At 41.6% G+C, this 26,464-nt stretch carries 23 protein-coding genes; 18 read left to right on the top strand and 5 right to left on the bottom strand.

The features are described 5' to 3' along the window. Positions 1-90: 90 nt before the first annotated feature. The 5 genes from C0V77_RS06250 to folE all read left to right on the top strand — a co-directional run bounded on the left by C0V77_RS06250 (position 91) and on the right by folE (position 5,553). Entirely contained in the window at positions 91-2,322 is a 2,232-nt protein-coding gene (locus tag C0V77_RS06250; protein WP_229236210.1) for a TonB-dependent receptor domain-containing protein, read from the top strand. Between the two features lie 57 nt (positions 2,323-2,379). Continuing rightward, complete coding sequence (locus tag C0V77_RS06245) at positions 2,380-3,570, top strand: DUF3179 domain-containing (seleno)protein (protein WP_101725459.1); 1,191 nt, start codon at positions 2,380-2,382, stop codon at positions 3,568-3,570. Positions 3,571-3,679: 109 nt separating this feature from the next. Continuing rightward, a complete protein-coding gene (locus tag C0V77_RS06240; protein WP_101725458.1) occupies positions 3,680-4,171 on the top strand; it encodes a gamma carbonic anhydrase family protein in 492 nt (163 codons plus the stop codon). 301 nt (positions 4,172-4,472) lie between these two features. Continuing rightward, entirely contained in the window at positions 4,473-4,892 is a 420-nt protein-coding gene (locus C0V77_RS06235) for a 6-carboxytetrahydropterin synthase (RefSeq protein ID WP_101725514.1), read from the top strand. Beyond that, positions 4,852-5,553 carry a GTP cyclohydrolase I FolE gene (folE, locus tag C0V77_RS06230; RefSeq protein ID WP_101725457.1) on the top strand — a complete coding sequence of 234 codons (702 nt, stop codon included), beginning with the start codon at positions 4,852-4,854 and terminating at the stop codon, positions 5,551-5,553. Before C0V77_RS06235 ends, folE begins: the two co-directional genes overlap by 41 nt. A gap of 50 nt (positions 5,554-5,603) precedes the next feature. Here folE and C0V77_RS06225 read toward each other — a convergent pair whose 3' ends face one another. Beyond that, the gene (locus C0V77_RS06225) at positions 5,604-7,385 is read right to left on the bottom strand and encodes an ABC transporter ATP-binding protein (RefSeq protein WP_101725456.1); all 1,782 of its coding nucleotides are present in this window, start codon (positions 7,383-7,385) and stop codon (positions 5,604-5,606) included. A 259-nt stretch (positions 7,386-7,644) separates the two neighbouring features. Here C0V77_RS06225 and C0V77_RS06220 point away from each other — a divergent pair, with 259 nt between their 5' ends. Both C0V77_RS06220 and C0V77_RS06215 read left to right on the top strand, forming a co-directional pair. Beyond that, entirely contained in the window at positions 7,645-8,931 is a 1,287-nt protein-coding gene (locus tag C0V77_RS06220) for a Gfo/Idh/MocA family protein (RefSeq protein ID WP_101725455.1), read from the top strand. A 159-nt stretch (positions 8,932-9,090) separates the two neighbouring features. Next, complete coding sequence (locus tag C0V77_RS06215) at positions 9,091-10,347, top strand: alkaline phosphatase family protein (RefSeq protein ID WP_101725454.1); 1,257 nt, start codon at positions 9,091-9,093, stop codon at positions 10,345-10,347. 14 nt (positions 10,348-10,361) lie between these two features. Here the strand turns inward: C0V77_RS06215 and C0V77_RS06210 are convergent, their stop codons facing one another. The 4 genes from C0V77_RS06210 to C0V77_RS06195 all read right to left on the bottom strand — a co-directional run bounded on the left by C0V77_RS06210 (position 10,362) and on the right by C0V77_RS06195 (position 17,516). Then, positions 10,362-11,864, bottom strand: a complete 1,503-nt coding sequence (locus C0V77_RS06210; RefSeq protein ID WP_101725453.1) for a malate:quinone oxidoreductase — start codon at positions 11,862-11,864, stop codon at positions 10,362-10,364. A 50-nt stretch (positions 11,865-11,914) separates the two neighbouring features. Further along, on the bottom strand, positions 11,915-14,416 hold the full coding sequence (locus C0V77_RS06205; RefSeq protein WP_101725452.1) for a DEAD/DEAH box helicase: 2,502 nt from the start codon (positions 14,414-14,416) through the stop codon (positions 11,915-11,917). A gap of 64 nt (positions 14,417-14,480) precedes the next feature. Beyond that, positions 14,481-15,935, bottom strand: a complete 1,455-nt coding sequence (locus C0V77_RS06200; RefSeq protein ID WP_101725451.1) for a S41 family peptidase — start codon at positions 15,933-15,935, stop codon at positions 14,481-14,483. Positions 15,936-16,022: 87 nt separating this feature from the next. Then, the gene (locus C0V77_RS06195; RefSeq protein ID WP_101725450.1) at positions 16,023-17,516 is read right to left on the bottom strand and encodes a S41 family peptidase; all 1,494 of its coding nucleotides are present in this window, start codon (positions 17,514-17,516) and stop codon (positions 16,023-16,025) included. Positions 17,517-17,824: 308 nt separating this feature from the next. Here C0V77_RS06195 and nusB point away from each other — a divergent pair, with 308 nt between their 5' ends. The 11 genes from nusB (at position 17,825) to C0V77_RS06140 (ending at position 26,452) form a co-directional block, all read left to right on the top strand. Continuing rightward, entirely contained in the window at positions 17,825-18,961 is a 1,137-nt protein-coding gene (gene nusB, locus C0V77_RS06190) for a transcription antitermination factor NusB (RefSeq protein ID WP_101725449.1), read from the top strand. 95 nt (positions 18,962-19,056) lie between these two features. Next, positions 19,057-19,377 carry a YtxH domain-containing protein gene (locus C0V77_RS06185; RefSeq protein ID WP_101725448.1) on the top strand — a complete coding sequence of 107 codons (321 nt, stop codon included), beginning with the start codon at positions 19,057-19,059 and terminating at the stop codon, positions 19,375-19,377. Positions 19,378-19,406: 29 nt separating this feature from the next. Then, positions 19,407-19,859, top strand: coding sequence for a DUF1573 domain-containing protein (locus tag C0V77_RS06180; RefSeq protein ID WP_101725447.1), 453 nt, complete (start codon positions 19,407-19,409; stop codon positions 19,857-19,859). A gap of 41 nt (positions 19,860-19,900) precedes the next feature. Then, positions 19,901-20,179 (top strand): preprotein translocase subunit YajC, encoded by a 279-nt coding sequence (gene yajC, locus C0V77_RS06175; RefSeq protein WP_101725446.1) that lies wholly within the window; start codon positions 19,901-19,903, stop codon positions 20,177-20,179. Between the two features lie 77 nt (positions 20,180-20,256). Next, a complete protein-coding gene (locus C0V77_RS06170) occupies positions 20,257-20,910 on the top strand; it encodes a hypothetical protein (protein ID WP_143706018.1) in 654 nt (217 codons plus the stop codon). A 116-nt stretch (positions 20,911-21,026) separates the two neighbouring features. Further along, complete coding sequence (locus C0V77_RS06165) at positions 21,027-21,332, top strand: DUF721 domain-containing protein (protein ID WP_101725444.1); 306 nt, start codon at positions 21,027-21,029, stop codon at positions 21,330-21,332. Positions 21,333-21,409: 77 nt separating this feature from the next. Next, positions 21,410-22,369 (top strand): ion channel, encoded by a 960-nt coding sequence (locus tag C0V77_RS06160; protein WP_101725443.1) that lies wholly within the window; start codon positions 21,410-21,412, stop codon positions 22,367-22,369. Between the two features lie 25 nt (positions 22,370-22,394). Continuing rightward, on the top strand, positions 22,395-23,306 hold the full coding sequence (locus C0V77_RS06155; protein WP_101725442.1) for an LD-carboxypeptidase: 912 nt from the start codon (positions 22,395-22,397) through the stop codon (positions 23,304-23,306). Positions 23,307-23,317: 11 nt separating this feature from the next. Further along, complete coding sequence (locus tag C0V77_RS06150; RefSeq protein ID WP_101725441.1) at positions 23,318-23,680, top strand: DUF1304 domain-containing protein; 363 nt, start codon at positions 23,318-23,320, stop codon at positions 23,678-23,680. A 149-nt stretch (positions 23,681-23,829) separates the two neighbouring features. Then, positions 23,830-24,318 carry a hypothetical protein gene (locus C0V77_RS06145; protein WP_101725440.1) on the top strand — a complete coding sequence of 163 codons (489 nt, stop codon included), beginning with the start codon at positions 23,830-23,832 and terminating at the stop codon, positions 24,316-24,318. Continuing rightward, positions 24,308-26,452, top strand: a complete 2,145-nt coding sequence (locus C0V77_RS06140; RefSeq protein ID WP_101725439.1) for a 3-hydroxyacyl-CoA dehydrogenase NAD-binding domain-containing protein — start codon at positions 24,308-24,310, stop codon at positions 26,450-26,452. The genes C0V77_RS06145 and C0V77_RS06140 overlap by 11 nt, the downstream gene beginning before the upstream one ends. The last annotated feature ends 12 nt before the right edge of the window (positions 26,453-26,464 follow it).

Below are 26,464 nucleotides of genomic sequence, written 5' to 3'. Positions count from 1 at the left end.
ACAAGTACAAAGGTATAATGTTCCGACTTCGGAGTGTCATACCTCTTTTCTGTTTAATAAAATCAGTATTAATTTAAAGGAACGAAACAAATGAGCGTTACAGGTGGTAACTGGTATGGCTTTTTTGTTTCGGTAAAACACGTTATGAAATCAATGCAAATACTAGGCATACTGCTGGTATGTATCACCCCACTATATGCCCAGAAGCCGGATACCGTCAAAGTAAGAGAATTAAAGCAGGTAAACATAATAGACCAAAGCTACCGCAACAATGTAGAAAGGCTACCGCTTACCCAAGGTACGTATCTTTTAGGAGGTAAGAAAAACGAAGTAATTAATGTGCTGGGTCTGGATGCCAACATTGCAGAAAAGACACCGCGCCAGATATTTGCCAAAGTGCCGGGCGTATTTGTTTATGACATGGATGGTACCGGTAACCAGACCAATATTTCAACCCGTGGTTTAGACCCGCACCGTGGTTGGGAATTCAATATCCGGGCTGATGGTGTCATTACCAATTCTGATATGTATGCTTATCCGGCCAGCCATTTCAGTTTACCGATGGAGGCTATCCAGACTATACAGTTGGTACGAGGCACGGGCTCGTTACAATATGGAGCCCAGTTTGGCGGTATGCTCAACTATATATCTAAACAACCGGATACCACCAGAGCCTTCAGTTTTGAAACCATTAGCTCTATAGGCTCTTTTGGTCTGCTGAGCAGCTACAACGGTGTAAGCGGTAAAATAGGTAAATTACAGTATTATGGGTATTTTTCAAAGAGACATTCAGATGGTTACAGAAATAACTCGCAGAGCGATTATAATGGCGAAGCCATCGGGTTAATTTATGAGGTCTCTAAAAATTTAATATTAAAGGCCGATTTTAAACATTCAAAATATCTATACCATGTACCCGGGCCTTTAAGTGATAGTATGTTTTATGCAAATCCGCGTCAGTCAAGTCGGTCGCGCAACTATTTTAACCCATCAATTTATATTCCGTCTGTATCTGCCGATTTTCGTTTGAGTTCGCGCACGCGGGCTTCAGTGGTAGCATCGGCAGTTTTGGGTGTAAGAAACAGCGTATTGTTTGATAAGACCGTAAACATAGCCGATGCCATTGACCCAACTACTTTGCAGTATGCCAACAGGCAGGTTGATATTGATAACTTTAACAGTTACACGCTTGAAGCACGTTTGTTACATCATTATAATTTAGGCGGTGTGTCGTCGGTGCTGGTAACTGGTGTGCAGTTGATGAGTAATGACCTGAATCGCCAGCAATTGGGTAAAGGCACAACAGGAACCGACTTTGATTTATCAAAAACCGGAGATTGGGTGAGAGATATGCACCTTAAAACAAAAAATGTGGCTTTTTTTGCGGAAAGCAGGTTTGCCATAACATCAAGGTTGGCAATAACGCCGGGTCTGAGGTTAGAAACCGGAGCCTCCAGGCTAAGCGGGAGAATAGCCTATTATGATGCTAATCAATTGCCTACCACTATTTCGCATCATTTCCCTTTGTTTGGCTTGAACACCACTTATGAGTTAAATAAACACCAGAGCATTTATGCGGGTTTTGCTCAGGCATATCGTCCGGTGGTTTTCAAGGATATTATCCCATCGGCAACCTATGAGAAGATAGATAAAAACCTGAAAGATGCCTCAGGATACAATGCTGAAATTGGCTACCGAGGCCATACCGAACATTGGAAGTGGGATATCAGCGCTTTTCAGATTCAGTATAATAACCGAATGGGTATGACCTACGGAACCGAGGCCAACGGTAACTTTTATTATTTGCGTACCAATATTGGCGATTCAAGAACGAATGGAATTGAAACTTTTATTGAGTATGATACCCGTTTTTCGTCTAAATCGTCAATGTCAGTTTTTACTTCCACTTCTTATATGGATGCCCGTTATCAGGACGCCGCCATACGTGTTGGCGACAAAAATGTGAGTGTAAAGACCAACAAAGTAGAAAGTACCCCGGAGTGGATAAGCCGCAACGGAATAACATTCCGTTATACGAAACTCAGCATAACTGTTTTGCATAGCTATACAGCAAAAAGTTATGCCGATGCCCTGAATACCGTAAAGCCGTCTGCCAATGGTGCGGTAGGTATAGTACCTTCTTATGCCCTGCTTGACATAAACGCCAGCTACCGATTAACAAAAGGCCTGATGGTGAAGCTGAATATTAATAACCTGACCAACAAACAATACTTTACCAAACGCCCGGGCTTTTATCCGGGTCCGGGAGTATGGTCATCAGACGGTCGTAGTATAAACCTCACCGTAGGATTGAAATTATAAACGAATTACCTTTTGTAGCCCAATCCGGGCCACAAAATTCAATTTAATCACAAAGCAATGAACCTTACACTCAAAAACCGTTTGTTCCGGATAGGCGCAATTGTGTTTATCTTACCTGCACTGGTGCAGGCTTATTTATTAATGCCTTTTCCCGGAAGCCAGGATTTAGAGGCCATTAAAATAACCTATTTTCTTGAGAAAATTATTCTGCCGTCAAGAATTATAGGTTTGTTGTTACTGATTGTTCCGGCCTGGTCTTATTTAACAAACGGGACAATAAAGCAGAGGGTTTGGCTGGGAGTCGTTGCGCTCATAAGTATAGGTTTGTATTATTTCACGGATGTGGCGTATCGCGCTCAGGAAATGTTCAAAGAACCTGTAAAAATACAATTTGCCGGTAAAAAGGACAATCGGGTACCTGACAGCCTGTTGGTAATGACAGTAGTTAACGGTGGTGTGGCAAAGGCATATCCGATTCAATATGTTGGGTACCACCACAAAATACAAGACAATGTAGCTGGTAAGCCCGTGTTAGTTACCTATTGTACCATGTGCCGCACTGGTTTGGTTTTCAGCCCGCTTGTTGATAGAAAACTGCAGACTTTTCGTTTGGTTGGTGCCAGACATTATAATGCTGTGATAGAGGATTCAGACACCAGATCGTGGTGGTATCAGGCAACCGGAGAAGCCGTTGCGGGTAAGCAAACAGGGAAACAACTGGATATCATTCCGTCAGAACAGATAACCCTGAAAGCATTTTTTGAGCAGTATCCGGAGGGATTGGTTTTTCAACCAGACAATACTTTCAAAGATGAATATGAAGTTTTAAAAACCTATGACCGCCGTGAGAAAAAAGATGAAGACTCTCTTACCAACCCCGGTAAAGTATGGGATAAAAGCTGGGTTGTGGGTATTAATGCAGATGGAAAAAACAAGGCTTACATCTGGAAGAATCTGGTAAATGTAACTACATTGAACGATAAAGTGGGCAATACCCCCTTGGTTATAGCCATAGAGGCCGATAACTACTCGTTTCATGTTTTTACCAGAACCGTTGAAGGTAAAATTCTGAATTTTGTGCCTGACGCTGCAGGTATAAGAGACAAAGAAACCCATAGCCTCTGGAACTGGCAGGGTGAATGTACCGAAGGGGAATGGAAAGGTAAAAAACTTACAAAGATATACGCAAGGCAAGAATATCTGAGAGCCTGGAAACAGTTTCATCAGCCTACAGAAATCTGGCCCTGATAAAAGGCACTAGCTGGTGTCAATTTTAAATGCGATGAATTTTTGCGAATTTGATTAGTGAAAATTCATCGCATTTGTGTTTCTTCGTAAAAGATTAAACAAAAATGATATGGCTAATTTTATAGCGCCCGGTGCCAGTGTGATGGGCGATGTGTCGCTGGGAGACGATGTTTCTGTCTGGTATTCGGCTGTAATAAGAGCAGATGTAGAAAAAATTGTGGTGGGCAATAGAAGTAATATTCAGGATGGTGCCATTCTGCATGCAGATTTTGGCGAGCCTACCATAATTGGCGAAAGCGTAACTGTAGGGCACGGCGCCATTGTACATGGAGCCAGTGTGGGCGATTACTCGCTGATTGGCATGAGAGCTACCATTTTGAATAGAGCCAGAATTGGCAAATACTGTATTATAGGCGCCAATGCACTGGTAACTGAGGGAACCGAGATTCCGGACTATTCAATGGCCGTGGGTACCCCTGCCAGGGTAATTAAAACTTTGCCTCCTGAAATAGCCGAAAAACTTGCCATGAGCGCCGACCACTACGTTGAAATGGCGCTGGCACATAAAAAAGGTACTTACCCATTAATGAAACCTGAATAAATTTGTGCATTGAGTAAAACAAAAAACGAAGCCTATATAGTTTGTGTTTTTTTTGTAAATAGTTTATAGTAAGTTGATTAGTGTATATTTGTTGAATTTCTGTAACTTTTTTTGTTTTATTTTGTTATAGAAATATTAAACAGAATATAATTCATTAAAGACTTAGATATCCGCAGGTTTAGTTTAAAAGTGTTGCTGACAACCTTTCAGACGACTTTTAAACTTTGAGACTAAATCTATGGCATCTCACCGAAATGACATTAAGAATAAGTGCTCAAAGTTATTAAATCAGAAAAAAATAATGAGTTCTAAAAGAGTTGCGGTGTTCAGGAAAGAACATTTCAATGCCGCTCATCGTCTGAATAATCCTAACTGGTCAGACGAAAAAAACGAACGCGTGTATGGAAAATGTAATAATTACAATTTCCATGGTCATAACTATGACCTGATTGTGCAGGTAACCGGCGAGGTAGACCCGGAGTCAGGATATGTTATGGATATGAAGCTGCTCAGCGATTTAATCAAGATGGAAATACTGGATAAGTTTGATCATAAAAACCTGAACCTTGATACAGACGAATTCAAAGATTTAAATCCGTCGGCTGAGAACATTGCCATTGTTATTTACGAAAAGTTGCGGGTAAAACTGCCAGAACATTTAGACCTTAGAATCAGATTATATGAAACCGAACGAAACTTTGTTGAATACCCTTCTATTTGAACAAGATACCAATGCTACCCTTATGGAAGACGAATTGGGCGATGACCACAGAGGAACAGCCGAGGATACTCCCTTGCGTGCCGATGCTTTTGACCTAAGCGATGAAGAAAAAATTGCCCGCATTGAGTTTTATTTCCGCCAGATAATGGATACCCTGGGCCTTGACCTGACTGACGATTCGCTCAACGGCACACCCAAAAGAGTAGCCAAAATGTATGTTAAAGAGTTGTTTCAGGGTCTTAACCCGGAAAACAAGCCATCTGTAACGCTATTTGATAACAAATATCAATATAACGAAATGCTTGTAGAGAAAGATATTTCGTTTTACTCTAATTGCGAGCACCACTTTGTACCTATTTTCGGTAAAGCTCACGTAGCGTATATCGCTAACGGTAAGGTAATAGGCTTATCGAAGCTTAACCGAATTGTGCAGTATTTTTCTAAAAGACCACAAGTGCAGGAGAGACTTACGGTGCAGATTGCTAAAGAATTGCAGCGTATTCTGAACACAGAAGATGTGGCAGTGGTGATGGACGCCAAGCATTTATGCGTAGCATCACGCGGAGTGCAAGACGATACCTCATCAACCGTTACCAGTTTTTATGGGGGCAAATTTCAGCAGGAAGCAACTAAGGCTGAGTTTCTGAAGTATATCATATAGTTTTGTTCAGTTCATTTAATGTCCTTTGCCGATAGGGTAAAGGACATTTTTTATACCTCTTCGCCCTGCAATTGCTTTTCGTAGAGCTCTTTGTAAACGCCTGCTTTTTTTATTAATTCTTCATGCGTGCCTTGTTCAACAATTACTCCCTCATCCAGCATCAGAATTTTATCGGCCAACTTGGCTGATGAAACCCGGTGAGAGATAATAACCGAAGTACGGTTCTTCATAATTCTTTCCAGGTTATTCAGAATAATGTTTTCGGTGTTGGTGTCAACTGCCGACAGACAGTCGTCCAGTACCAGTATTCTGGGTTCGCGGGCTATGGCGCGTGCAATAGAAAGGCGTTGTTTTTGTCCACCAGATAATGTAATTCCCCTTTCACCCAGTTTGGTTTCAAACTTGTCCGGAAAATCCATAATGTTTTTATACAAATCGGCATCTTTTACTGCCTGCACTACTTGTGCATCAGTAATGTCAGGCGAACCGAATTTGGCATTATTCAGAATGGTATCTGAAAACAGGAATACTTCCTGTGGCACGTATCCCATCTGGCTGCGTACGTGCTGAATGTTATAATCTTTAATAGAAGTACCATCAATCAGAATATCGCCCGATGTAGGGTCATACATTCTGGCAATCAGGTTGGCAATGGTACTTTTGCCAGAGCCCGTTGTGCCGAGTATCGCTACTGATTCCCCGGCTTTAATATCCAGATTAAATCCTTTCAGTGCCTGGATACCTGAGTCCGGATAAATGAAGTCTACATTTCTGAATGTTATATCACCTTCAATTTCTCTGGTCAGGTTCTTTTCAGAAACAATGTCGGTTTTTATCTGCAGAAATTCATTGATGCGTTGTTGTGATGCCGCTGCTCTTTGTATCTGGCTTGAGGTCCATCCCAGTGCTGTCAGTGGCCATGTAAGCATAAAAACATACATGATAAACTCTGTGATATTGCCCGGTGTAAGCCTGCCGGCAATAATTTCCTGCCCGCCAATATAAACACAAAGCACTGTACTTAGACCAATCAGCAAGGCAATGGTAGGTGAGAACAAAGCATCAAAGCGGGTAAGCGACAAAGATTTTGATTTATATACATTACTTTCTTTTCTGAATCGTTCAACCGAGTCATCCTCACGGGCAAATGCTTTTAGCACTCTGATGCCCGAAAACGCTTCCTGAACAAATGTTGACAATTGGGAAAGGCTTCGCTGAATTTCTTCTGAACGCTTATTAACAGATGTACTTACAAAAAATATACTGGCTGATAGCAAAGGCATAGGTAGTAAAACCCACCAGGTAAGCCTTTCATTTACAGAAAACATATAACTGATAACCAGCACAACCAGCACCACCATATTCATGAGGTACATAATAGAAGGCCCTATATAAACCCGCACCTTGCTCACATCTTCCGAAATACGTGCCATTAAGTCGCCGGTGTTATTTTTTCTGTAGAAACTTAGGGGCAGTGATTGATAATGCGCGTAAATCTCGTTCTTCATGTCATACTCAATATGGCGCGACATCACAATCAGTGTTTGCCTAACAGCAAACAGAAAAATGCCTTTCAGAATGGCCATTACTAAAATCAGCAATCCATAAACCCCTATGCTTGTGCTGAAAACACCATACATATCGTTCTGAACCCTGGTGTTGTCGAACAGCAGGTAAACATCATACGTTTCTTTTACAAGGTCCAGGGCATGGCGTACAACCTGCGCTGGTATGATACCAAAAAGATTCGATATGATTGTAAAAATTGTACCAAGTATGAGGTACCATTTATATTTAAGCAGAAACTTGTTGAGGTAGGCTAAATGCTTCACAAAAAATACAGGTTTTTATCTCGGCAGGCATACTTTACCCTAAGAAACTATATAAAGCTAACAGCAATTTTTTGAAATTTGTTGCATCTTCGGTTAAAGCCCATGAAAATTATTCTGAGGCAATTCTTTAGCCGTCTTATTTGAAATAGCCTCGTGCAGGTAGTAAACCGGCCACTTCTAAATTAAATTGTTTGTTGCAAAGTATTTTTTTAACTTGTATGCTTCAAATATTCACCCCTCTACTATAATAATCTTAACAATGAAAAACCTTATCAATCGTCGCGATTTTATCCGGCAAGGTGGTGCAGCAGCATTAGGAATGGCACTATTACCCGGCATGATGCGCAAAGTAGCTCCCAGCGACCGTCTGCGAGTAGCCCATATCGGCCTTGGCGGAATGGGCAACAGCCACATGAACTGGTTTGCCGCTTTGCCTGAGGTAGAGGTAGTGGCTCTGTGTGATGTTGATTCTGAACACCTGAACGCCAGTCTCAAAAGCCTGCAAACCAAGCAACCCAATACCAAAGCACAAGGCTATGCCGATTTCAGACATATTCTTGACCGTAAAGACATTGACGCCGTAACCTGCGCCACCCCCGACCACTGGCACGCCCAGGTAGCTATTATGGCTTTTCAGGCCGGAAAAGATGTTTATGGCGAAAAACCGCTATCTTATAACGTAAGAGAAGGCCAGCAGATGCTGAAAGCCATGAAGAAGCATGACCGAATTTTTCAGCTGGGTACCCAGATACACGCCGGCGATAACTACCACAGGGTTGTGGAGCTGATTAAAGCAGGTGCCATTGGTAATGTACATACTGTAAGATTATGGAAAACCGGCTTTCCTCCGGTTTTAGGGCCTGCCAATTACCAGACGCCACCTGCAAACCTTAACTGGGACATGTGGTTAGGGCCTGCGCCTTATTCGCAGTACACGCCTGAGCGCTGCCATTTTACTTACCGTTATTTTCTTGATTATTCAGGCGGGGTGTTTCAGGATTTCTGGTGCCACATTGCTGACGTTGTCTGGTGGGCTATTGAACCTAAAGGACTAACAACTATAAAAGCCAAAGGAGAAGCGCCTGAGGGCATTGGCGATGCACCCAAATGGATTGACATTGATTACCAGTTTGATGGCCTGAAATTGCACTGGACATCTCAGCCACCGGCCAATGTAGCAGGAGCCGAAAAAATGGGGATAGGGGCGTACTTTGAAGGTGAAAAAGGAACCCTGCTTTGTGATTATGGCTCTCGCACTATCACCATCAATGGTGTTGCCATGAAAGATATACCAGAGATACCGGTTACAATTGTCCGTTCTCCGGGGCATCAGCAAAACTTTGTTACGGCTGTAAAGAACCGCTCTTTACCTGAGTCTCACCTGGAATACGCCCGGCAGATGACTATGCCAATGCACCTGGGGCTGATTTCGTACAGATTGGGCCGTGAGCTACACTGGAATGCCAGAAAAGAAAGATTCAGACACGATTCTGAAGCCAATGCAATGCTTTCGAGAGAGTATCGCAAAGGTTGGGACCTGATATAAGTACACATACTTTTTTCATTTTAGCAGAGGGGCTGTCTTGTTGCAAGGCAGCTTCTTTCTTAACAATTTTATATCAGTAAGTTTGACAGAATTTTTACTGATTTATACTACATTGCAGGCATTTGGTACTTCTTATAGTTTTTATTTGCCAACACCCTTATGTTACGCTTCTCAAAAAATTTATTTTTTCTGCTGGCATTAATTTTTACCAGTGGTTCGGCATCAGTTTTTAGCCAGAATGCGAAAAAGCCTTATGTAGTTATGGTTTCGTTTGATGGTTTCAGACATGATTATGTAGAGAAATACCAGCCAGAAAATATCAGGAAATTTATAAAAAAAGGAGCCGCTGCCACCAGAATGCTGCCTTCGTACCCCAGCAAAACATTCCCCAATCATTACACGCTGGTAACAGGATTGTATCCTGAGCATCATGGGCTGGTAGACAATAGTTTTTATGATGCAGGCAGAGACGCCTACTATACCATCAGGCAGAGAGACAAAGTAGAGGACCCATATTATTACGGTGGCCTGCCCATCTGGCAATTGGTACAGCAACATGGCATGAAAGCGGCTTCATTTTTCTGGGTGGGCTCAGAAGCACCGGTAGGGGGCGAATATCCATCTTATTTTCATAAATATGATGGAGTTGTGCCGTATAAAAACCGTATTCAGGCAGTTTTTGACTGGTTGAATCTGCCGGAGGCACAAAGACCACATCTAATAACTGTTTACTTTGACATGGTAGATACAAAAGGGCATGAGTATGGCCCCCATGCACCTGAAACCAAAGCCGCAGTAATGCAGGCAGATAGTCTGGTTGGGATGCTTATGAACGGTTTAAAGAAGATAAAATTACCTGTGGATGTAATACTGACAGCAGACCATGGAATGTATGAAATGAAAAACCAGCCCGAAACCTTTATTTATACCGAAGACCTGCTGGAGGGATTAGATAAAAACGACTTTGTCTTTGTGAATAGTGGTACACATGCCGGTATTTTTCTGAAAAATAAAGGTAGTGAAGATGCTATTATCCGGTCTATTGGTGCCAGGCAGAAGCATTTTAAAGTGTACAAAAGAGCAGATATGCCATCACATCTGCATTTCAATAACCATCCCCGAATCGGTGATATAATGCTACTGGCTGAACCCGGCTATGGGTTTTATTCAAAAGAAAGCCTTACCAAAAAACCCGAGGTCAGAAAGGTTTGGGGGGTACATGGGTATGACCCCCAGGCCGTACCCGAAATGGGAACCATTTTTTATGCGCAGGGGCCACATATTAAAAAAGGAATGAAAATTCCTGAGTTTAAGAATATCCATGTCTATCCATTCCTAGTAACCTTATTGGGGATACCTGTGCCTGCAAATATTGATGGCGATGCCACAGTAGTACAAGGAATTATTAAGAAATAATAACCATTGGTTTATCAGGAGAAAGTTTTTTCTTTCAGGCGTAGGGCTTCTGTTGTGCGCGCTCTTATAGCTAATGCGAGTTCGGCATCGGTTTCAAGCGATTGCCCGTAAGAAGGAATAAGCTTTTGCAATTTGCTTTGCCATTTTGAAGAGGCTTCTAATGCCGGAAAACACTTTTTTATTAAATCGAGCATTATAGAAACAGAAGTAGAAGCACCAGGAGAAGCACCCAGTAAAGTAGCCAGTGAGCCGTCTTTGGCATAGACTACTTCAGTACCGAATTCAAGTATGCCACCTTCTTTTTCGTCTTTTTTAATTACTTGTACGCGTTGCCCTGCGGTCATCAACTCCCAGTCTTCCAGTCTGGCAGTGGGCATATAATCCAGCAATGCTTCCAGGCGGTCTTGTGGCGACTGCGTTACCTGTTCTATCAGATATCTGGTAAGGGGTATATTATGAGCGCCCGCCGAAATAAGTGGCCAGATATTATTCCATTTAACAGAGTGCGGTAAGTCCATATAAGAACCATGTTTCAGGAATTTAGTGGAAAAACCTGCAAATGGCCCAAAAAGAAGGGCTTTCTTGCCATCTATTATTCGGGTGTCCAGATGTGGAACAGACATAGGCGGAGAACCCACACTTGCTTTACCATATACTTTAGCGCAGTGTTTTTCTATTAAATCTGGTTTGTTACAAACCAGCCATTTACCGCTTATCGGGAAACCCCCATACCCACGGCCTTCCGGAATAGCAGATTTTTCAAGTAGTGGTAACGACCCCCCGCCGGCCCCTATAAAAACAAACCGTGCCTTATGATTTTGCTCTTTGTCCGTATCCAGATTCTTTACCTCTATTTCCCATTCGCCGTTGTTTAGTCTTCTAATGTCTTCTACCTCATGGTGGAGATTCAATTCAACGCCATCAGATTTTTCAAGATAATCAAACAAAAAACGTGACACAGCCCCGAAGTTCACGTCAGTGCCTATTTCCATGCAAGTGGCTGCCACTTGTTGTGTTTTGTCTCGCCCTTCCATAATCAGGGGCGTCCATTTCTTTATTTCATCATAATTGTCCGAAAACTCCATGTCTTTAAACAAATGATGCTGACGCAGCGCCTGATATCGTTTTTTCAGATAAGCAGTGTTTTCGTTACCCCATACAAAACTCATGTGGGGTATGCGCCGTATCATCTGGCCCGGGTCATTGATGATGCCTTCCTGTACCAAAGTAGACCAGAACTCTTTGGAGGTTTCAAACGAGGCAGCAATTTTAACGGCTTTATCTATATTGATACTGCCGTCAGGTTTTTCAGGCGTATAGTTGAGTTCGCAGAAAGCAGAATGGCCTGTGCCGGCGTTATTCCAAGCTTCCGACGACTCCGCCGTTACCCTGTCCATTCGCTCAAAGATTTTTATCTTCCAGTCAGGTTCCAGTTTTTTTAATAAGGTACCCAGCGTGGCGCTCATAATACCGGCGCCAATCAGAATAACATCACTTATGCTATCATTACTTGTCATATTTTTAATCGGTTTTTAAAAGAACCTTAAATGGGTATCAGATACCTTCATTACTGTTTCAAAAATACCCCAAATAAAGTGCCTAATGCCTGCACGGCATCATTGATTACTTCCTCGTTTTCTACTTCTATTTTCAGAAACACCCGGCCAGTCTCATCTTTTTGCGAAATACTGTTTATCATGTCTCTGGTTGCCTGTGGGTCTTTCAGGGTTTTACCTAACTGTGCTAAAAAATGAATGCCAGTCTGAATTACCTCATGCGTTGGCTTGCTGCTATTAGTATTGATGGCGGGCTCTGGCTCTGGTTGATTTACATCATCATCACCCGGAAAAGCCGCCGACTCATGGGTTGTGCTTGCGGTAGTTTCATCGGCAATTTCATATTTAATATTTTCTTCAGCATTTTCAGCAACTTCTTCGGGTTCTGTCATCTGGTTGTCTTCAGGCACAAGTGTCTCCACCGAGTCCATAAATTGCCTGAACTCATCTTCACCTACAAAGATGGTGTCTTCTCCGCCGTCAAGTACGCCCTTGGCTATCGCGCCTTTAAATTGCAGTACATCCAGCATACGTTGTTCTATAGTACCTGCGGAAATGAGATTGATAATGGAAACGTTGTTTTCTTGCCCGAGCCTGTAAATACGGCCAATTCTCTGTTCAAGCACTGCCGGGTTCCAGGGGATATCCAGATTAATCAGTAAAGAGGCATTTTGCAGATTCAGGCCCACGCCTCCTGCATCTGTTGATAAAAATACACGGCTTGCAGGGTTGGTTTGAAAGTTCTCCAGTAACTCTTTTCGTTTTAGGCTCTCAATACCTCCGTGCAGGTGTTCAAACTGTATATGCCGTTTTTCGAGTTCTTCGGCTACCAATCGGGTCATCCGTTCCCACTGGCTGAAAACCACCACTTTTTCATCAGAATGCTGCAATACTTCATCCAGAATATTCATTACCTCATCTACTTTGGTATCATGTCTTGTTTTCTGGTCAAGTATAAAAGTGCTGTCGCAAATCATCCGCATCTGGTTGAGTGTCAATATCAGGCGTTTGCGGTCTGTTTCGTTCAGGAATCCTGCCTTTCGCCACCTTGTTACCAATTTGGCTACATTGTCTCCCAAATCATTATGGATTTTTGTCTGCTGGGGTGTCATTGGCACCAGCAGGTTTTTATCCATCCGTATGGGTAATTCAGAAAGTACCTCCTTTTTTGTCCGTCTTAATAATACATCGCTCAGGTTTGCTGCAATCTTGTTCAGATTCTTATAGCCAATAATTTGCCCCGACTCATCAGTTATCTGATGTTCGTTCAGAAAATGATGCATGGGGCCTAACCGGTACACATCTATAAACTGCATAATTGAATACAGTTCTTCCAGCTTGTTTTCAATGGGGGTGCCGGTCAAAACAATGGCATAAGGTGTAGAAATCTTTTTAATTTGCTGCGAAACCTTCGTTTTCCAGTTCTTGATGCGCTGGGCTTCATCCAGAATAACCAGGTCCGGCTCCATCCTGTTCAGCCAGTCAAGGTCATGTGTCATGGTATGGTAACTTACCACTACATATAAGGCATCTGTACTGCGCCAGTAGCGATCTTTGCGCTTTTGCAGGCTGCTTTCTACTACATAAACACTGCTATCGGTAAATCTTTCAATTTCAGCCTTCCACTGGTATTTCAGCGAAGTAGGGCATACCACCAGAACCCGGTTAATACCCAGTTCTTTTTTGTAGAGTTCGGCAGTGGCAATGGCCTGCAGGGTTTTGCCAAGCCCCATTTCGTCGGCTATCAGGCTTTTACCAGCCAGAGCCGCAAAAAAGACACCTTTGCGTTGATAAGGGAAGAGCGATGCCTTTATCAGGTTATTGAAATAACCGTCGTTTTCACCATCAGGAATAACCCGCCAGAGGTAATCCCGTCGACGTATCTTATCTCTTTCGGCAATTACAAAATCAAGGGCATCAGGGTAGCACCTGAAAGTATGGCTTAATGCTGCGGCTTTTTCAAGAAACAATTCAAATACGGCAAAAGAAGCAGGTTTTAAGGTTCCGTCAGCATAAAAATAGGTTTGTGCCAGCGCTTCAAATTCATCTTTCTTATAAGCACCGATACGGATTCTGATCAGTCGGCCATGCCTGTAATCAACATATACCGAGGTATATGCTGGCTCAAAACCATCTTTCATGGCTTTTTTGAAGCCTTTAAGTTCACTAAGATGGTGCATAACCACACTGATATGCTTGCAGACACCGAGGCGGTTCGTCTTGAAATCGAAGCATTCGCAGTAGTTCAGGCTGTCATCTGCACTTCTGATAGCAACTTTGTATGTATTATTGGTGAGGGCATTGGTTACCTGGAAATCGGAGAAGAACTCCCGGTTGCCCACATTGATGATTCTGAATTCGTGTTCATTGTCTTTTCCGAATTGCCTGCGTAATGCCACCTGCCATTCTTCGAGGGTCAGATTATCCGGTTTCCGATGATAGGATATTTTCTTAGGTATTTCTACCTTGCTTTTCTTCGTATCCTTGCCCGGAGATGTTTTTTTAATTGCCATTTCAAAATTGTAAAAAACAGATGAATAGTATTCAAATTGCAACTTATGAATTTTATGGCCGAGGTTATCTCTTGCTGGCCTCTTTGCTTTTTCTAATCATATCTACCGTAAAATCAATTACACTTGTGTTATTCTTTATCAGTTCTTCATAATTGCGGTTTACCTCGTAGTCAAGGTCAAGAAAAAATCCTTTATTTACTTTATTTGGTAAGCGATGCACAATTTTGTAAAGCGGAGTATGGACAATAAATCTGGTGTTGGGCAGGCTAAAGTTATCCCAGGTTCCGGCAAAACTCCCCCATGTTGCTCCGCCTACCTGTTGGCCTATCACTTGCCCTATGCCTAAATCATGTGCCACGTTCATTGTAAAAGTGGTGGCTGAGTAGCAGCCGGGGTCTGTTAGAAAATAAGTTTTGCCTTTAAAGCCCAAAACCGGGTCAGGTTTATTTTTTGAGTTTCCTTTGTTTACCCTATACATAAAACCATCTTTCTGTTTTCTGAACGCCAGCCATAAAAAAAGCGGAGGGCTGATATACCAGGGTTTGGCAATAGAAAAGTAAGCCCCTTTTTTAAAGCCCATAGTATCAATAAGTGTAAAGGGCTTGGGCGAAAGGTACTTTAGCAAGCGGGCAATGTTGGGTATATACCCACCGCCATTGGCTCTGAAATCTATAATCAGGTGTGCTACTTCTTTTTGCTTTATCTGACTGAATCTATGCCGTAGAACCCGCTTGAATTTCAGGTGGCCTAAATCAAACATGTGGCCTCTCATGCTGAACTCTGTGATGTCGAGCATAGCGATGTGATTAACGCTATCAACAATTTTCAGACCCAGATTTGGTCTTTTAAATGCTTTGTAGCGTTTGTCTGAAAACTTATTTATGGCAGGTGTTGGTAAGCAAGCCAGCTTTTTAGTGCGGATACCGGTATCAAATGGCAACCTGTACGTAATGCTTACCGAATCTTTTTCTCCGTATTGCCTTAAATAGTAACCCGGAAAAAAATGGGTAGCGTAATATTCTTTCGCCTCAGGGTTGTTGCGGTCGGCAGAAACCATCATCTTTAACTTGTTAATGAGAAGTCTGATAGGTTCGTTATTTATACTGATAACCTCTGAGCCTCTTATGACAGTTGAGTCTTGCGAGCCATTAATGCTTATGTAGTATTTGTCCTGAATTTTGCGTAGATAAAACGGAACATACTTCACTTTTTTGGCATTGAAACGCTTTTTGTCGAACCGTAGGTTGGTGTGTCCGTCTTCTACGGCGGTCACCAGCTGCCCAATAATCTGGTAGGCTTCCAGATAGCTTAAAGGTTTTGAAATGCTGTTATAGAGCGAGTCATATAATTGGTTATAGGCATCTTTTGATTGATAATAGTACATACCCGGGTGCAGTTTTTCGAATTTGCGTTTCAGGGTAGCCATGTCTTCTCTTACTTCTTCTACCGAAAATACCTGCTTTTGTGCGTGGCAATTCATGCTTAGAATAATAAAAAATACTGTCAGAAGGCGTCTCATTAAATATTTTATAGGGGTTATGGAGCTATAAGCAGGTAAAAGCGGTTTTTGACTCTGAAACTGATTAATGCATATCAGGCCAGCCAATTATCTTACTTTTATTTTATTCTTAATCAGGTCTAATGTAAACTTCAGCACCGTATCTTCGTTGTTCAGGAAGTCTTCCAGATTGGCCTTAACTTCAAAGTCAGGATACAGAATAGGTTTATCGTATTTTTTTGAATCTATGTTGTAGAGAATCCTACCCAGCGGAAGAGAGATTTCAAGCGAGGTGTTGGGTAACTGAATAGTAGAAAACTGGGCTGCTGAGCAGCCGTCATACGCTCCGCCGCAACTCATGCCTACGTAGGTGCCTACGCCCATGTTATGTAGTTTAGAAACCAGCAAAGCCGCTGCCGAAAACGTGCCTCCGTTCATTAATACATATACATTGTTACTGTAACGGAACTCATCATGAGGGCGTTGTTTGCGAGAATATTTACTTTCAAGGAAGCCATCTGAGTCGCGCACGGAAAACTCGGCGCTTAGCCTTGTGGCGGCCTCTCTTGCAAATTTGCCATCATACTTTTTATAGTCTTGTTTCAATCTTTGCAGACTTTCATCTCTGAAACCCAGGCGATAAGCATCAAATGGCTGATTGGTAAAGTAACGTAACAAAAATGTTGAATACTCAAGTAAACCGCCTGAATTGCCACGCAAATCAAGAATCAGGTTTTCAATTTTGTTTTCCTGTAGTTTTCTGAAAATCTTCTTCGTTTCTCCTTCAAAATTAGCCCGTTTCATGTTCTGGAAATCATACATAAACGAGCGTACATCAACCAGCGCTACTTTGCGTGTAGAGTCAATAACCTTGTAAGACACCATACCGGTAGTGTCTTCGTCTACATCAGGGTATCTGGTTTCAAGCATCTTTTCCATAAAATAAGAGTCTTTTGCCTCTATTTTTATGGTTTTTGGTTTGTCGGTGCCTGGTTTTCTGTAACTGATCGTGAAAAAATCCTGTTCACCTTTCCATAAGTAGTATAATTTTCTGAACTCCCTGATGGTATAATACTTGCGTGCGTTTGGGTTTATGCCATCGCCGCTATAAAAAGAATTTCGTTCCAGATTCTCCAGTATTTTCTTTACCGGCTGGCCGTCAATTTCCACAATTTCAGTGCCACGGGTAATCTTCTTATCTGCCGAGTAATTTCTTGATACCAGCAACTGATTATTAATAAGCCGAACGCTGAACGGAAAATATTTGGGTTTTTCTGAAGCTGATGCACTTTTCGTGAGAAGTCGTCTGTCGAGCATCATGTGGGTATGCCCGCACCCGATAGACTGAACCAGGGGTAAAAAGGCAAAATAAGCTTCACGCAAGGTCAGCCTCCCTTTTATAGTTGCCGCAATAGAGTCATAAAGGTGTTTATATTGGTCTTTCGATATGTATTTAAAAGGCGCCGGGTGGTATTTTTCAATATCGTTTTTCAGTACAGCCAGGTCTTCTTTGATTTGCTCACCAGAATAAGATTGGGCGCTGGTAATTGCATAGCAGCAAAGCAGTAAACACGTAAAAATATAACCGGATATCTTTTTCATTGGCGGCCTGTTTTCTTTTTCAAAACTAATTCAAAAAGTTGATTTTTCAAGCATTTACAGCCATTGGCCTTTTATAGAATTGTGCAGCTTCATGCAATAATATAATGAAAATGGCTGCCGTTTATTTTGAATGGCACGTGATATTTATTGCGTGGGAAATGCATATTAACGAGAGGTGAAAGTCAGGGTTTCTGAACAATTTTAACCGGTGCCTGTATGAGAAAAATATTATTTCAAACGTTACGGCTTAGACCGTATGTGTTTTTTTATTAATTTTGTGGCTCATAAAACTCGTTCTTTGAACACCTATGCTTAACAGACGCCTCATACGGATTCGTGCGATGCAAGCCTTATATGCTTATAAACAAGCAGAAGGTGCGAATTTCCAATTATCTTTAGACCTTATTGCAGACGATTTTGCTCCTGATTTGAACTCAATGGAGTTTCAGGACCGGGAAAAATTAGAAGGTTACAAAAAACTAGGTCAGCAACTACTTCAGGAAGAATTTTCACGCCAGAAAGAAGAAGATTTCACAGCCCCACGAGAGGTGGTGATGTCGGTTGAAAAAGCAAAAGATTTTTTTCTGTTAAAAAATAAAAAGGATGTAGAACACTATGCCGGCCGGATGATTATGGAAGCCGAGAAAGTGTACGACTTATATCTGCTTCTTTTATTGTTTTTTATTGAACTGGCTAATCGTGCAGAGGCAGACGAAAGAGAAGTTACCCCATCTAAATTGTCTGACAACCAGATTATTAAAAAACTCCGTCAGGAAAAATTACTTGAAACACAGGCAATCAGACGCAACGTAAGCTGGGGTAGCGAACAGGTGCTTCCTGCCAAGTTGTATCGCGAGGTTCTTCGCAAAAATGCTCACTATATTGAATATTGTTCAAAGAGAAATCATACGCTTGAAGAAGATTTCTCGTTTCTGAAATACATGCTCAAAAATGTAATTCTGAAAAATGAACTTACCTGGGAGTATTTTGAAAAACAGGATTTATACTGGATTGATGACGTTGAAACCCTTAGAGCTGCGGTAACGCACACTTTCCAGTCTTTTGTAGAAGACGGCCGGCTTAAAATTGTAGTTTTAGACCAGGAATGGGAAGAAAGAAAAGATTTTTTACAAACTTTGTATCGCAAGAGCATTCTGGAAGCTAAAGCTCTGGAAGATATTCTGATTCCGAAACTTAAAAACTGGGAAATTGAGCGAATCTCTGAAACCGACCAGATTTTATTGAAAATGGCGCTTGTTGAAATGCTTAATTACCCGAGCATTCCAATTAAAGTTACCATAAACGAAATCATTGAAATAGCCAAAGATTACAGCACGCCGAAGAGCGGCCAGTTTGTAAACGGTATTTTAGACGGCCTTTCAAAAGAACTGAAAGAGTCTGGCAGAATACGAAAGAGCGGAAGAGGAATGTTAGACAATAAATAAGTTGAATAATCCGCTGCGAAAAGATTACCTTTGGGGCGGAAAACTAAATCAAATTATTATCCATCATTAAATAAACCCTCAGGGAAAAGGATATTATGAGCAATTCATCAAGAACTTTTATCTCATTTTTAGTTGGTGTAGCAACCGGAGCTGCTTTAGGTATTTTATATGCGCCAGACAAAGGAGAAATAACCCGCGATAAACTGGCGTATCGATTGTCGAAATACCGTGAGCAATTACAGAAATTTATCAATGATTTGATTGAAAGAGGCGATGAAGTAGCCATGGAAGTTGTAGGTGGCGACAGCACCGCCAAGGCTGAAGGGCAAAAAGTAGTTAGTGAGGCACGCCAGAAAGCAGAGAAGCTATTGGAAGACGTTGAATCTTTAATGAACCAGATAAAGGCAAAGAATTAATTGATTCGAAAATCTTAACATTTCAGAAAATGAAGCAAATATTTGTATCAGTTTGCACGGTAGTCATTCTGGCAGGTCTTAATTTTTCATGTAATCTGGTTGACTCCAAAGAGTCAGCAGGCTCTGCTGCGGCTGATACCGCTGCTGCCTTGGCTAACGCGCCTAAAATTGCATTTGAAGAAGATAATTTTGATTTCGGCAAATTAAAAGAAGGCGATATAGTAGAGCATAAATTTGTATTTACCAACGTTGGTAAAAGCCCTTTGCAGATTTTCAATGTGGGTGTGCAATGTGGTTGTACTGTGGCAAAAAAACCAGAAACTGCTATAGGTGTGGGCCAGAAAGATACCATCGTTGTAAGTTTTAACAGTACTGGTAAGGTGGGTGTAAATAAAAAGTTTGTTACGGTTTACTCTAACGCTAATCCGGCTCAATCAACTATTTCATTTACAGCAGAGGTGCTGGCGAAAGAGGCTAAATAATCTAAATTTTATTCAACAGAAAATATAATAAATAATATAAAATGGTACTCTTACAAGCACAAGGCGGAAACGGAATGTTTTCTATAATAATGATGGTTGGTATGGTTGCGGTATTTTATTTTTTCATGATACGCCCGCAACAGAAAAAAGCCAGCGACCAGAAAAAAATGGTTGAAGAATTGAAAGAAGGAGATGAAATTGTAACTTTTGGTGGTTTGCACGGCAAAATTGTTGCCAAAGATGAAACAACCGTTACTATTGCAGCCGGTGGTGGCGCCAGACTTACTTTTGAGAAATCGTCAGTTGCAAGAAAAAAATAAGAAAGGTTATATAACCCAAAACCGGAATGCCGTTCTGGTTTTGGGTTAAAAACTACTTAGCCGGAATCTTAAATTATATGAATTTTAAGACACTAGTCTTGTGTTTTATTGCTGCCTCTGTATATTGGCTGCTCAATGCCCTCAACAAGTCGGGTTATACAACCAGAATTAACTACCCAATCGATATCAGGTATAACGATTCGCTCTATATTCCTGTAAGCCCATTGCCCAAAACCATTAAAGTGAGTGTGTCAAGCACCGGATGGAACCTGCTGAAAGACAATTTCTTTTTTAATGTATCTCCGTTAGAATATGAAATCGTAAACCCCGAGCTTCAAAACCATTTAGACACGGCAGTGCTTACAGAAAAACTTACCCAAAAACTCCGCAATACCAAGGTAAATTTTGTTAGTACAGATACGCTGGTTTTTAATTTCGAAAAGAAAATAAGAAAAACCATAGTATTGAAAGTAGACAGTATTGCCGTTGACCTGGAGAAGAATTTCGTAATAGCAAGTCTGATAAATGTAACACCAGCCGAGATTGTTATTGAAGGCCCGGCTTCGGCTGTTAATGATTTAAAAGACACTTTTTATCTGAAAGTGCCTGCCAGAAATCTGGCCATTAATTATGATGATAAAATCAGAGTTCCTCTTCCCCGGAATCCGATGCTAAAAGCCAGTGCTGAAAAAGCTGCCGTCAGTTTTGAAGTGGCCGAGTTGCTTAAATAGTTATGCTGTCTCACTTGTAAAATCCGTTATTTTTTTTCAACTTACTAAGCAGATGTTTGTAGTTTTTACAAGCATCCGGTAAATTATTTGTTTAAAGTCTTAAAATTCATTGAACAATGCCATCAGAAACCGCTCGACGCTCGCAATCAACGCCTCTGAAAGATGCCATCGAAGGGTTTCTTAAAACTTTCAATCTGAAATCAAAATTCAATGAAACTTATCTGGTGGCTTTCTGGGAACGCATGATGGGTAAAATCATAGCTTCCAGAACCAAAGAAATATACGTTAAAAACAGAGTGCTGTACCTTCGCCTTGAATCTTCCCCCCTCCGGCAGGAACTTTTTATGGCAAAAACCAAGCTCATTGACCTCATTAATAAAGATGTGGGTGAGTCGGTTATTGATGACGTTATATTTTTATAGGATAGCTTAAACTTTTTTTTAGTTGGCTAATGTTATGATGCAAACATTACTACTCTAAAACACGCTGCAGGCAGGCTATGAGCAAAAAGAATATACTTGTCGAAAATGAGCGCAACCGTCAGGACCTTGGCTTTGGTACCAAATTTACTGACCGCCGCAAAAGGCTTCTCAAGGGCGATGGCCAGTTTAACGTAAAGCGAAAAGGACAGTCTTTTGAAGCCTGGCTCAATATCTACAATCGTTTCATTACAATGCAATGGAAAACCTTTTTCCTCATTGTGTTTCTGGTATATATCTTACTTAATTTTTTATTTGCGGTAGCGTATTATTTAATAGGGGTAGAACACCTTATTGGTGTTAACATGACCAGTACGCACTCGCAGTTCTGGGATGCATTCTTTTTTAGCGCTCAGTCATTAACTACCGTAGGTTATGGTCGCATTTCGCCCGATGGATTCATTGCCAGCTGGGTGGCAAGCATAGAGTCTATGATGGGGCTTATGCTTTTTGCAATTGTTACGGGTCTGTTGTACGGGCGGTTTTCAAAACCTAATCCGCGGATATTGTTCAGTAAAAACCTGCTTGTTTCTCCTTACCTGAATACCAATGCAATGATGTTCAGAATTGTAAACGAACGAAGCAACCAGCTAATTAATATGGAAGTAAGCGTAGTATTTTCAAAAATTGAGCAAAAAGAAGGCAGGGCTAACCGGAAGTATTCTGGTTTAACGCTTGAAAGATCAAAAGTAAATTTTTTCCCGACTAACTGGACGATTGTCCACCCACTTACTGAAGACAGCCCGCTGTATAATGAAACACCTGAATCTTTATTGGCAGGTGATGCCGAATTTATGATAGCAATTCAGGGTATTGATGATACCTTTGCAGACCCTATTTACTACAGACATTCATACACAGCTAATGAAATGGTGTGGGGTGCCAGGTTTGCATCAATGATTGAATCAGGTGAAGAAGATGCCTATATACTGGATCTTAAGAAAATCGGTGATTATGAGCAGGCCGAACTGAATTATTAGCATATCTTAAAATTGACATTCATATTTGAAATCTTTAATTGTTCCCCCGGTTTTAGGTAAAGGTGATAAAGTGGCCATATTAGCTCTGGCTAGTAAGATTGACCCGGCGGATATCCAGCAGGCCATTGAATTTATGCGCGAGAACTGGCAAGTGGATATTATAACCGGCGATTTAGTAGGAGCGGCATATTTTGATTTTGCCGGTAATGACAATATCCGTGCAGCAGATTTTCAGCAGGCACTTAACGATTCATCAGTCAAGGCCATTTTCTCGGCACGAGGAGGCTACGGCAGTTCCAGAATTATTGATAAGATAGATTTCAGTCTTTTCAAACAGAATCCAAAATGGATTGTCGGTTTTTCTGACATTACTGCGGTTCATAGCCATATTCAATCACTTGGGTTTCAGAGTTTGCATGCGCCCATGCCTAAAACTTTCATGAAAGACAACGCCTCTTTGAAGTCGATTGAGCCATTTCTTTTTGGTAAAGAGGCCATGTATGAAGTGGCAGCGCATCAGATGAACAGAACAGGTGAGGCAGAGGGGCTTGTAACAGGAGGAAATCTGTGTCTGCTGGCGCATTTGATAGGGTCTGCGTCTGACATCAACTATGACAATAAAATACTTTTCATTGAAGACGTTGGCGAATACCTTTATAACATAGACCGCATGATGGTGCAACTGAAAAGAGCCGGAAAACTGAAGAAGCTGGCAGGCCTGATTGTGGGGTCTTTTAATGATTTAAAAGAAAACAATGAACCTTTCGGTAAGGATGCCTATGAGATTATTGCTGAACACGTGGCCGAATATAATTATCCTGTTTGTTACGGTTTCCCCGTCGGGCATGACATTGCAAACCGGGCTCTGGCATGTGGAAGGGCTGCCCAACTGGAAGTGAACGAAATTGGAGTAAGGCTTTTATTTTTAAACTCATAATAAACAAAACCATGGAAATACTCTCTAAAATTCTGATTGGTGCGGTTGCTTTAGAGCACGTTTATATATTGTATCTTGAAATGTTTGCCTGGACAACCAAAGGCCCTAAGGTTTTTGGCTCGTTACCTAAAGATTTATTTCCTAAAACTGTAACGTTAGCTGCCAATCAGGGCTTGTATAATGGCTTTCTTTCGGCTGGCCTTGTCTGGTCGTTGTTTATTACCGATGCGGTATGGAGTAAAAATGTGGCTTTTTTCTTTCTTGGCTGTGTAATTGTGGCGGGTGTTTATGGAGCCTTTTCTGCCAGCAAACGTATATTTTTTGTACAGGCCCTGCCCGCAATTCTGGCATTTATTATTACCTGGCTTGCCTGATTACACGGTAAAAAATCAGTATTTTTCTTTCTTTTCCGGTCTTGTTTTAAAGTTAGCTGGCCTGTTTATAAAATTTTATCGATAGGCTTCATAGCTACGCTATTATTTCTATATTTGCATAACAGTATGCTTGCATACTTTATTTAACAATGACCCCATTCAATAAAATACTGGAATCTGTCGAGTATCTGGCTGATGATTTGTCTGCATTGCAGGACCCCGTTTACATCATTGGCAGTTCGGCTCTTGTACTGGCGGGAGTACCTTTAGAGATAACCGAAGACCTTGATTTACTGACATCTGCAAGAGATGCCGACTTTCTGAAGAAACGCTGGCAAGCCAGTAAAATAGACAATTATGCACCTAAAGACTCAGACAAATTCCGTTCTCGTTTTGCGAGGTTTCAGTTAGGCGGCGTTTGGGTAGAGGTCTTGGGCGATTTGGAAGTTTGTAATAATAACCAATGGCAAAAGTTACGGGTAAATCAATATGCTGAGCTAAGCATAGGCCAATTAAAAGTAAGAATACCTACGCTTCAGGAGCAGGAAAGGGTTTTCCGGCTGTTTGGGCGTTCAAAAGATTTAGTAAAAGCAGATTTAATTTTAAAGCACATAATTCAACCTGACAATGGAAATTAATTATAGAATTGAAAACAATGTGGCGATTCTCAGCTGGAACATGACCACGTCGCCCATGAATGTACTAAATGATGTTTCTATTCCTGAATTTGAATCACATCTAAAAAACGCTTACGCCGACCCCGAGGTAAAGGGTATAATTATTACCTCAGAGAAAAATGAGTTTATAGCAGGCGCAGATGTGAAAATGCTTTTAAAAAATAACGATAAAGACCCTTCAGAAACTTATAAATTTTCGCTCGACTTTAATAAGATATTCCGCACACTTGAAACCTGCGGCAAGCCGGTTGTGGCGGCCATTAACGGCACAGCGCTGGGCGGAGGCTATGAGGTGTGTCTGTCTTGTCATTACAGAATAGCTTTAGACAACCCCAAAGCACAGATTGGCTTGCCGGAAGTGCAACTGGGTTTATTGCCCGGCGGTGGCGGAACACAACGTTTACCACGCCTGATTGGCATGGAACCCGCCTTGCTGCTGATGGTTGAAGGCAAGCGCATAAGCCCTAAAGAAGCCTTAGGTTATGGTATGGTAAATGATTTGGCTGCCACCAGAGAAGAGCTTATGGAAAAAGCCATGAAGTGGATATTAGCGAACCCGAAAGCCATACAACCCTGGGACGAATATGATAAAAAAACGGGTGCCATTAAAGCGCGAGAAAACTATAAGGTACCGGGTGGTAATGTGCAGTCACCAACGGGAATGCGTACCTTTGCCGGTGGCACAGCCATGATTATGGATAAAACCAAAGGGAATTATCCGGCACCGATTGAGATACTTTCTTGCGTTTATGAAGGCCTGCAGGTAAATATTGACAGAGCTATTGCCATAGAAGTACGGCATTTTGTAAAAGTTGCCACCTCAAGAGAAGCCAAAAACCTGATTGGCGTAATGTTTCTGGGCAAAAACGAAGCCGATAAAGGTGCAAGTCGCCCGAAAGATATTCCTAAAACCGAGGTAAAGAAACTTGGTATATTAGGAGCCGGCTTTATGGGTTCGGGCATAGCTTATGTATCGGCAATGGCGGGTATTGAGGTAGTTTTAAAAGATGTGAGTATTGAAGGTGCCGAAAAAGGAAAGGATTATTCACGGTCTTTAGTACAAAAAGGGATAGAAAAAGGTAAAACCACGAAAGAAAAAGGAGACTTGCTACTAAGCCTGATTCAACCAACCGACAAAGCTGCAGATTTAAAAGGTTGCGATTTGATAATTGAGGCTGTTTTTGAGAACCGCGAGTTGAAAGCCACCGTAACACAAGAAGCAGAACCCATGCTGGCAGAAGGTGGCGTGTTTGGCTCTAACACCTCAACTATACCTATCTCAGGCTTAGCAAAGGCATCTGCCAAACCGGAAAACTACATTGGTATACACTTTTTTTCTCCGGTTGATAAAATGATGCTTGTAGAGTTGATTCGTGGTAAGCAAACTTCAGATTATGCAGTGGCATTAGCCGTCGACTACGTAAAGAAAATCAGAAAGACACCTATCGTGGTAAATGATTCAAGAGGTTTTTACACCTCTCGTTGTTTCAGTACCTATACTAGCGAGGGTATTTATCTGCTAAAAGATGGTGTAGACCCGGTTCTGATTGAAAACGCAGGCAAATATGCCGGAATGCCGGTAGGGGCTTTGGCTGTATCTGATGAAGTAGCCCTTGACCTGGCTCTTAAAATTACCAGGCAAAGTATTGCCGATGGCGCTTTAACTGAAAGCGATGAAACTTATCAGGCTATCAGATTGATGGTGGAAGATTTGGGCCGGTTGGGCAAAAAGAATAAAAAAGGATTTTACGAGTATCCCGCCGATGGTAAAAAATATCTTTGGGATGGTTTGGCTGAATATTTCCCTGTATCAGATGCGCAGCCTGATATGGATGAAGTGAAAAAGCGCCTGCTTTACCGCCAGGTGGTAGAGTCAATCCGTTGTTTTGATGAAGGTGTGCTGACAACAAAACTGGATGGCAATATTGGTTCTATTCTGGCCTGGGGATTCCCGCCTTACGCAGGCGGCACCCTCAATTTTCCAGAATTTGTAGGCAAAGAGACTTTTATAAACGAATGTAACCGGTTAGCCAACACTTACGGAGAGCGATTCAGGCTTACACAAAAACAAGAAGAATTAGTTAGGAACTTATAATTACGGCGTTGT

The sequence above is a fragment of the Emticicia sp. TH156 genome, from assembly GCF_002855535.1.
Lineage (GTDB): Bacteria > Bacteroidota > Bacteroidia > Cytophagales > Spirosomataceae > Emticicia > Emticicia fluvialis.
Note: the sequence above shows the minus strand (reverse complement) of the source record. Positions and strands in the feature narration are given on the sequence as shown.

Coding starts and splice junctions, on each gene's coding strand:
- C0V77_RS06250 (WP_229236210.1), top strand. CDS start 91: ATGAGCGTTACAGGTGGTAACTGGTATGGCTTTTTTGTTTCGGTAAAA.
- C0V77_RS06245 (WP_101725459.1), top strand. CDS start 2,380: ATGAACCTTACACTCAAAAACCGTTTGTTCCGGATAGGCGCAATTGTG.
- C0V77_RS06240 (WP_101725458.1), top strand. CDS start 3,680: ATGGCTAATTTTATAGCGCCCGGTGCCAGTGTGATGGGCGATGTGTCG.
- C0V77_RS06235 (WP_101725514.1), top strand. CDS start 4,473: ATGAGTTCTAAAAGAGTTGCGGTGTTCAGGAAAGAACATTTCAATGCC.
- folE (WP_101725457.1), top strand. CDS start 4,852: ATGAAACCGAACGAAACTTTGTTGAATACCCTTCTATTTGAACAAGAT.
- C0V77_RS06220 (WP_101725455.1), top strand. CDS start 7,645: ATGAAAAACCTTATCAATCGTCGCGATTTTATCCGGCAAGGTGGTGCA.
- C0V77_RS06215 (WP_101725454.1), top strand. CDS start 9,091: ATGTTACGCTTCTCAAAAAATTTATTTTTTCTGCTGGCATTAATTTTT.
- C0V77_RS06210 (WP_101725453.1), bottom strand. CDS start 11,864: ATGACAAGTAATGATAGCATAAGTGATGTTATTCTGATTGGCGCCGGT.
- C0V77_RS06205 (WP_101725452.1), bottom strand. CDS start 14,416: ATGGCAATTAAAAAAACATCTCCGGGCAAGGATACGAAGAAAAGCAAG.
- C0V77_RS06200 (WP_101725451.1), bottom strand. CDS start 15,935: ATGAGACGCCTTCTGACAGTATTTTTTATTATTCTAAGCATGAATTGC.
- C0V77_RS06195 (WP_101725450.1), bottom strand. CDS start 17,516: ATGAAAAAGATATCCGGTTATATTTTTACGTGTTTACTGCTTTGCTGC.
- nusB (WP_101725449.1), top strand. CDS start 17,825: ATGCTTAACAGACGCCTCATACGGATTCGTGCGATGCAAGCCTTATAT.
- C0V77_RS06185 (WP_101725448.1), top strand. CDS start 19,057: ATGAGCAATTCATCAAGAACTTTTATCTCATTTTTAGTTGGTGTAGCA.
- C0V77_RS06180 (WP_101725447.1), top strand. CDS start 19,407: ATGAAGCAAATATTTGTATCAGTTTGCACGGTAGTCATTCTGGCAGGT.
- yajC (WP_101725446.1), top strand. CDS start 19,901: ATGGTACTCTTACAAGCACAAGGCGGAAACGGAATGTTTTCTATAATA.
- C0V77_RS06170 (WP_143706018.1), top strand. CDS start 20,257: ATGAATTTTAAGACACTAGTCTTGTGTTTTATTGCTGCCTCTGTATAT.
- C0V77_RS06165 (WP_101725444.1), top strand. CDS start 21,027: ATGCCATCAGAAACCGCTCGACGCTCGCAATCAACGCCTCTGAAAGAT.
- C0V77_RS06160 (WP_101725443.1), top strand. CDS start 21,410: ATGAGCAAAAAGAATATACTTGTCGAAAATGAGCGCAACCGTCAGGAC.
- C0V77_RS06150 (WP_101725441.1), top strand. CDS start 23,318: ATGGAAATACTCTCTAAAATTCTGATTGGTGCGGTTGCTTTAGAGCAC.
- C0V77_RS06145 (WP_101725440.1), top strand. CDS start 23,830: ATGACCCCATTCAATAAAATACTGGAATCTGTCGAGTATCTGGCTGAT.
- C0V77_RS06140 (WP_101725439.1), top strand. CDS start 24,308: ATGGAAATTAATTATAGAATTGAAAACAATGTGGCGATTCTCAGCTGG.